Annotated in this window: 3 protein-coding genes; 1 reads left to right on the top strand and 2 read right to left on the bottom strand. The window is 37.6% G+C overall.

Annotation, left to right across the window (positions count from 1 at the left end; genetic code table 11):
- Positions 1 to 2,030, bottom strand: a 2,030-nt coding sequence (locus AC4MRQ_RS25260) for a mechanosensitive ion channel domain-containing protein (RefSeq protein WP_491200510.1), incomplete at its 3' end; no start/stop codon positions are given.
- Positions 2,031 to 2,408: 378 nt separating this feature from the next.
- On the bottom strand, positions 2,409 to 2,594 hold the full coding sequence (locus AC4MRQ_RS25255) for a hypothetical protein (protein ID WP_491200509.1): 186 nt from the start codon (positions 2,592 to 2,594) through the stop codon (positions 2,409 to 2,411).
- A gap of 444 nt (positions 2,595 to 3,038) precedes the next feature.
- Here AC4MRQ_RS25255 and AC4MRQ_RS25250 point away from each other — a divergent pair.
- Positions 3,039 to 4,017 (top strand): Vgb family protein (locus AC4MRQ_RS25250; protein WP_491200508.1); only part of this gene is annotated, 979 nt, incomplete at its 3' end.

The following is a 4,017-nucleotide window of genomic DNA, read 5'->3' as shown; positions in this document are numbered from 1 at the left end:
TCTGCACCATCAAAAGTGCGGACAATACTTGAGCGAATACCAATGGACTTCACCCTACCAAGGAGCTGGCCCACTTCAACAATATCGTTAATCTTAATTGGGCGTTCAAAAAGCAGGATCAGTCCCGAAACCAGGTTGTTAAAAATGTTTTGCAAGCCAAAACCAATACCCACACCAAAGGCACCTATCAAAACGGTAAGGCTGGTGGTGGGAATACCGGCCGTAGAGATAGCCAGCGTAATACCAATGGTAATAAGGGCATATTTCGCCAAAAGCGCAATAGTATGCGGAAGGCCTTGTCCCAACTTGGTTTTGTTTAGTATGTCCTCTTCAAGTAGTACCTTAATTATATTCGATAAAAGGATTGACAGATAAAGGATCACCACCAGCATAATCAATCGACCAATGGAAAAGCTAATCGAACCAATATTAAAGTCATAGGTAATAATCCCGGTGATAAATGATGTGACTTGCTCGTCGATATTCAGACTCATTAAGATGATAAACAAAGCCATCAGTTGGGCAATGATGGTAACCAGCAGTATTAACCTTTTTTTGAGGTCAGTGCCATAATGCTTAACAACTTTGAACTGTTTAAAACGATGGTTGTCAAACAGGTGTTCGATACTGCCATTGACAATCAGCATCGATACAAATAGCAATGAAATACTAAAGGTATTGGTGAGAATCACATTGACCATTAACTCGGCCAATACAACATATCCGAAAAGACCCAGCACCAGAATAATTCCTACAGCCACAGTTGCAATCAGCAGAATTCGTTTAGTGATGCTGGCCATTAAATTACTTCTGAACCGGCGCTTAACAGCATAGCGATAAACATAAACCAATACTGCAAACTCAATGATGGAAGCCAGAAGTAAAAAGAGTTTGAATATCATGTGGTTGGGAGGGAAGAGGTTGATGATAACCTGCACAACAACCAAAGTAAACAGCAGAATAATGCTGATAAACAAGCGTCGTTCAACAAGGCGGTAAAGCAAAATGGACAATGGAATGCAGATAATCACCCTGATAATATCTTTAAACAGCAATGGCTGATTAGGGAAAAACCAAACAGTCAGCCAGATAATCAGCACAAAAGCAGTGCTTTTATAGGCCGATAGCAGTTTGTTAAATTGCATCTGGTGGTAAGAGCTTACCGTGCCGGACTCCTTTTGGATCACCGCCCTGTTCATTTGTCTGAAAATAAGCATACCACTGATCAGCACCAGCAGGTGTAAGAACAGGATATCGCGATTGTCATTCATATAATCTGATAATAAATGGCCTTCTATCTGCACATTTTTCTTAAAGACGGCTACTGCCGAAATGTATTGTTGTGCGTTAAGAATTTCTTTGAAATGCAGTTTGTTACGGACAAACAGGTTATCTTCTTCGTCGTTGATGCGCTGATAAATACTCTCTTGTAAAGAGCTGATAGCCGACGATTGAGAAATGGCTTTATCCTGCGCCAGAAGCAGTTCCCTGCTCAATGTCTTTAGCTGATTAAGAATAACACCTGATTTATCGAGTACACGCCGGATACTGCTATCCACAACACTATCGGTCAGGTTGGGATTACGCGATTGAGCAATGAAATGCCATCTGTTTTCGATGGTATTAACCGATGCAATATTGTTTTCTACCTTTCGGAGTTCGGCATTTATATTCTCTTCGATGCTGTTGATCTGCTCCAGACGTTGGTTCCAGTAGGAGCGCTTATTAACAAGATGACGCTTGTTATAGATATTATAATTGATATTTGCCTCAAGATTAAACAGACTGTCGATTAAACCCAGCCTGGAATAGCTTGGCTTCAGCAGTTGAGCTAATTGAGCCTTAGTGAGCATCGACTTCTCTATCTTGTTGAGTTTAACTATCTCATTGGCACTGGCACCTGGTATTTCAATAACATCAAGCTTTTTATGAGTGATGCTGTCGCCACGTTCGGTATTGATAATTTGTGCAAACGCAATATGTATGCCTGTAACAAACAGAAATAATAGACAGAAACGCTGAATAGTCATTCGGATCGGATTTTGTATGAACCTTAAAAATACACAGAAGAATTGTAATTCACACAGATTGCTGTCACCAAACACGGCCAAGCTCACGATTTTAAAAAACCAAATTAAATTGGTATCCGAACCCGGAGCTTCTACCACACATCGTCTGATTAATTGCATTAAACCTGTCTGGATATGTGGTGAGTATTGTAATAAATGATTTGAAAGCCTCAAATTAATCAAACTTCATAAAGATGTTTATCTTTTGTAAGTGTAATTGCGATGTAACTCTTAATAGGTGAGTAATTGTGTTGTTTGCAGTTGAATTAATGTTATTGGGACCAGTATTAAATACCTAATGTCAGGTATTACTTAAGGTTTAAAACCACTCCCAATGTGCTAAACCACCCTCCCAATTGCATCACCGGTTGCCCCAATATACCAGCCACCTCTCCCAATGGTGGTCACCACCCCTCCCAATGCATGAAAAGTATGTCCCAATTCACTGGCCGACTGCCCCAATCGGCATAACAGGTGCCCCAATTGGGATAACTTATCTACAGGAGGTGCAGACAATTGCCCCAATAAGGTGACCTACTGCACAGGAAAGGTCAATAAGATTAGAAAATACCAATTATCTCCATTTTAAGATTGTTTATCAATAGATGGCAAAGGTTAATCAAGCATAGCTTGTGATTTTCAATAAAAATTCTATTTTCGCATGCACTAATCGGAAACAAGCTAAAGAAAAACGAATTAACCACTACTATTTCGAAAGCATTGGTTTTAGCTGCCCTACCAAATGAGGCGAGAATTGCGATAGGGGATGGTACAGCAGTAAATGATTAAGAAAAAAGTTAATTAGTGTTTTAAGATAGATGATTAACTCAATAATTAGAAATGTAATTATTTATACGCTTACACGCCTATATTGGGTAGATAAATATATAAAAACCTATAGATAAAGAAAGAATAAACGTAATAAGATGTACAAACGTTAGCAAGCATTGAAACAAAAATTACTTAATAATGAAACAAATTTATTTTATACTTATAATTACTGCATTTAATCTTATACATATTAATGCTCAAACAAATACTGTAGTTACAGGTGTAAGTTACCCTTATGCACTTGCCCTAAATGGTGATGACCTATATATTGCTGAATCTTCAGAAGGCAAAATTTCAAAAATAAATATTACAGAACCTACTCCCACACCAACCACCGTAGTTTCGGGTTTAAGTTACCCTACTGGGCTTATTGTAAATGGTAATGAGCTATATATTGCTGAATCTTCAGGAGGTAAAATTTCAAAAATAGATATCACAAAATCTACACCCACAGCCATCATTGTAGTTACCGGCTTAAATGGCCCAGAGGGACTTGCCCTAAATGGTGATGACCTGTATATTGCTGAATCTTCAGAAGGCAAAATTTCGAAAATAAATATTACAGAACCTACTCCCACACCAACCACTGTGGTTTCGGATTTAAATAGACCTGAGGGACTTGCCCTAAATGATCACTACCTATATTTTACTGAAAACTCAGAAGGTAAAATTTTAAAAATAAATATTACAGAACTTACTCCCACATTAATCACTTTAGTTTCGGATTTAAATTACCCTACAGGACTTGCCTTAAAAGGTGACGACTTATATTTTGCTGAAGATGGTGGAGTAAATAAAATTTCCAAAATTGATATTACAGATCCTAAACCATCAGCAATTGATGTAGTCACAGGATTGAATGCTCCTCAGGGATTCACTCTAAATGATAAACATTTATATATTGCCGACTTTTTAGGCCATAGAATTTTAAAGTTTAATTTACCTATAGTAGTTTCTGTGAACGGCGTCGTAAGAAACAGTATTCTCAATTTATACCCTAATCCCTCTAATGCCAATATTTCCATTTCTAACTTAAATGAAGAACAAGATTATAATATTATAAATGCTATTGGACAAGAAGTCTCAAAAGGAGTTATATCTAACAATGAAAAAGTTG

The sequence above is a fragment of the Carboxylicivirga sp. genome (assembly GCF_982718395.1).
Note: the sequence above shows the minus strand (reverse complement) of the source record. Positions and strands in the feature narration are given on the sequence as shown.